Source organism: Aeromonas sp. (assembly GCF_050633025.1).
In the GTDB taxonomy this organism is placed as follows: Bacteria; Pseudomonadota; Gammaproteobacteria; order Enterobacterales; family Aeromonadaceae; genus Aeromonas.
This window is the reverse complement of record NZ_JBODRQ010000213.1, coordinates 1-3675: the sequence shown is the minus strand read 5'-3', so window position 1 is coordinate 3675 and position 3675 is coordinate 1. Positions and strand designations below refer to the sequence as shown.

Sequence of the window (3675 nt, the reverse complement as noted above, 5' to 3'; positions counted from 1 at the left end):
ACCTAGGTATGGCGAGATCAAAACCCGCTGCCTTACCGCTTGGCGATGCCCCAACAGTGATGTCTGAGAGAAACTATCAAACACCTTTAAAAATGGCTGGGGCACTAGGATTCGAACCTAGGTATGGCGAGATCAAAACCCGCTGCCTTACCGCTTGGCGATGCCCCAACTAAGGATGGTGGCTATGACGGGATTCGAACCTGTGACCCCCGCATTATGAGTGCGATGCTCTAACCAACTGAGCTACATAGCCAACCTTGCTTCCGGTGAGTCGTTACCTCGTCACCGTGCGGGCCGAATTATGCGTATCTGGCTCTGGGGCGTCAACCCTTTTTTTGCCAGAAAAACGCAATTTGAGTGCGTTTGACCAGATATTGTCCTCTGTCGCGCAAAAGCCCGACAATCTGGTTTTTTTTAAAGCATGGTCGGCAGATAGCTAACTTTGCCCGATAAAAAGCAAGCCAGCAAATGCTGGCTTGTCATGGGGTTACACGTTAAACAGGAAGTTCATGATATCGCCATCTTTGACGATGTAATCCTTCCCTTCTGCGCGCATCTTGCCCGCTTCCTTGGCGCCCTGTTCACCCTTGTAGTTGATAAAGTCTTCAAAGGCGATGGTTTGGGCGCGAATAAAGCCTTTTTCAAAGTCGGTGTGGATCTTGCCTGCCGCTTGCGGGGCGGTGGCGCCGACCGGAATAGTCCAGGCTCGTACCTCTTTCACGCCGGCGGTGAAGTAGGTCTGCAGGTTCAGCAACTGGTAGCCGGAGCGGATAACGCGGTTCAGGCCCGGCTCCTCGATGCCAAGATCAGCCATGAATTCGATGCGATCGGCATCGTCCAGCTCGGCGATGTCAGCTTCGATGGCGCAGCAGACGACCACGACAACCGCGTTCTCGGCAGCAGCAATCTCGCGCACCTTGTCCAGATAGGGGTTGTTCTCGAAGCCATCTTCCGCCACGTTGGCGATGTACATGGTGGGTTTCAGGGTGAGGAAGTTGAGGTAGCTCACGGCGGCCAGCTCTTCTTTATCCAGCTTCATGCCGCGGATCATCTGACCGTTTTCCAGCGCGACGCGGATCTTCTCCAGCACTTCCACTTCCAGCTTGGCATCCTTGTCGCCGCCTTTGGCGCGCTTGGACTGACGGTGAATGGCACGCTCGCAGGCGTCCAGATCTGACAGGGCCAGCTCGGTGTTGATCACCTCGATATCGTCAGCAGGAGAGACCTTGCCGGCCACGTGAATGATGTTCTCGTCGTCGAAGCAGCGCACTACGTGGCCGATCGCTTCGGTTTCACGGATGTTGGCCAGGAACTGGTTACCCAGACCTTCACCCTTGGAGGCACCGGCAACCAGACCGGCGATGTCCACAAATTCCATGGTGGTCGGCACAACTCGCTGCGGATTGATGATGGCCGCCAGCTGATCGAGGCGGGGATCCGGCATCGGCACCACACCTGTGTTCGGCTCGATGGTGCAGAACGGGAAGTTGGCGGCTTCGATACCGGCCTTGGTCAGCGCGTTGAACAGGGTGGATTTGCCTACATTGGGCAGGCCCACGATACCGCATTTAAAACCCATGGATTGTTACCTTACTTGATGGATGCTGTGAGGCTCGCCCGCAGGCGGCCCGTGTCATGCTTTATTCGGCCTTGAAGCTGTGCAGTCGGTTCATGGCCTTGGTCATATCTTGTTTGAACAGGATGTCGGTGGCGCGCAGGGACTCGTCCAGGGCGGCTTCGATCAGGTTCTGTTCACTGCTGGGCGCCTTGGTCAGCACGAAGCTGGCGACCAGCTCTTTGCTGCCGGGATGGCCGATCCCGAGGCGCAGCCGGAAGAAGTTATTGTTGTTGCCCATCTTGGCGATGATGTCCTTGAGGCCGTTATGGCCACCGTGACCACCACCCTGCTTGAACTTGGCGATGCCAGGGGGCAGATCCAGTTCATCATGGGCCACCAGAATCGCTTCCGGCTCAATCTGATAAAAACGCGCCAGAGCGGCGACCGCCTTGCCTGAGAGGTTCATGTAGGTGTTCGGGATGAGCAGTCGCACATCCCGCCCATCAATCAGCATGCGGGCAGTATGGCCGAAGAACTTGGGCTCTTCGCGCAGGCTGACATTGTGCCAGCGGGCCAGTTGCTCCACATACCAGGCGCCCGCATTGTGGCGGGTTTTGGCGTATTCCGGGCCGGGATTGCCCAGTCCGACGATCAGTTTGATTTCGCTTGTCACGCTTGATGTCTTCACTCGCAGCTGCCATGGGCACACTACCCAGGGCAATAGGACGCAATATTCTAGCCGCCGAGTGGCGATCACTCAACCAATGCGCATGTTATGGCGGGATTTGAGCGATTTTGGCGGCTAATGGATGACAAACGGGCCCCTTGCGAGAGGCCCGTTCTCTGTCGATTTGCTGATGATCCGGTTATTTGGCACGCAGCAGGGTGACGGTCTCTTCATCCAGTGCGGTCAGGGTGGGGCGGGCATCGCGCACATACTCTATGAAGGAGGCTGCATCGGTGCCGCAATCCACGCCGCTGGCCTTGCAATCGAGGGCCTGGCCCGGGGCATAGACGGCGCTCAGCAGTTCGCCGTCTTGTGCCACTTTCAGCACCGGGAAGGCGGTCAGCTTGCCATTGACGCTGGCGATATCGACCCGCTCGCTCTGGTGACGCTGGGCATTGGCCAGCGCCTGCCAGCCGTCGTTGCCGTTGGCGCTGTAGGCGTTCATCACCACGCGATAGCGCTGATTATCCACCAGATCCTGCCACTCGCCGCTCGCCGTCTTGTGTTGAAGTTGGGTCAGGGTGCCCGCCTTGCCTGCGTCGGTCTCCTGGAAGGTGTAGCGCAGGTGGCCGCCATAGGGGAACTTGCCGGCATGGGCGCTGGCGGGCAGGGTGGCGGTGATGGTCTCGGTCAACAGGGCGCGCACCTCGGCGCCAGTCAGGGTCAGCACGGCGAGCTGGTTCTTGAACGGCAGCAGGGTGAGGGCGCTGTCCCCCTCACGCCATTCGCCAGCAGGCAGGTCGGCGCGCACGCCGCCCACCGCCACCAGAGAAAAATCGACCGGGCCGCCGGTCAGGGTTTGTACTGCTGGGGTATTGGCCCAGTAGAACTCCCCTTCGGCAACCAGCGGCGCCACATCTGAGCCGTGGCTGTCGCTGCCGTTGTCGCCAGGGCGACGGGCATTTTGCAACTGCTCGGGAATAGTGCCGATCACTGGCCCGTAGGCCTTCTCCAGCGCCGGTTTGTAGTGGCTGTCGATGATGCCGCGCAGGCGCGGATCTTCATCCACGATCACCAGATTGGGCTGGTTGTCGACAAACTGGCTCGCCTCTTTGCTGCGGGTGTCGTCGAGCGCTTGCTTGCGCGCCGCATCGGCGAAGAAGTCGCGGCTGGCCAGCAGGCTATTGTGGCCCTGGCAGTCGGTCACCTGACCCTGGCTGTCAAAGGTCACCTGTGCCAGACCGATGGCCTGGGCGTAGGAGCCTGCCTGCACCACGCAGGTTTTGCCGATGCCATCCGGATTGGTCACCAGCTTGGCGTAATCGCCGGTCTTTCCCCAGCCGATATTGCGAAAATCGCCGAGCAAGCTGTGGGAGTGGCCGCCGACGATGGCATCGAGGCCGTTTACCTTGGCGGCTAGCGCCAGATCCCGCTCGTTGCCGATGTGGGT

At 59.3% G+C, this 3675-nt stretch carries 3 protein-coding genes and 2 tRNA genes; all 5 read right to left on the bottom strand.

The window, feature by feature from the left end; genetic code table 11:
• Positions 1-93 precede the first annotated feature (93 nt).
• A tRNA-Gln gene (locus tag ACRAUW_RS17380) sits at positions 94-168 on the bottom strand.
• Positions 169-176: 8 nt separating this feature from the next.
• Positions 177-253: transfer RNA gene (locus ACRAUW_RS17375), tRNA-Met, on the bottom strand.
• Between the two features lie 234 nt (positions 254-487).
• Positions 488-1579: a redox-regulated ATPase YchF gene (gene ychF, locus ACRAUW_RS17370; RefSeq protein ID WP_431363273.1), complete on the bottom strand. Its 1092-nt coding sequence runs from the start codon at positions 1577-1579 to the stop codon at positions 488-490.
• A gap of 61 nt (positions 1580-1640) precedes the next feature.
• Positions 1641-2231, bottom strand: a complete 591-nt coding sequence (gene pth / locus ACRAUW_RS17365; RefSeq protein WP_431363272.1) for an aminoacyl-tRNA hydrolase — start codon at positions 2229-2231, stop codon at positions 1641-1643.
• A gap of 193 nt (positions 2232-2424) precedes the next feature.
• On the bottom strand, positions 2425-3675 hold a 1251-nt coding region (locus ACRAUW_RS17360; protein ID WP_431363271.1), incomplete at its 5' end, for a 5'-nucleotidase C-terminal domain-containing protein.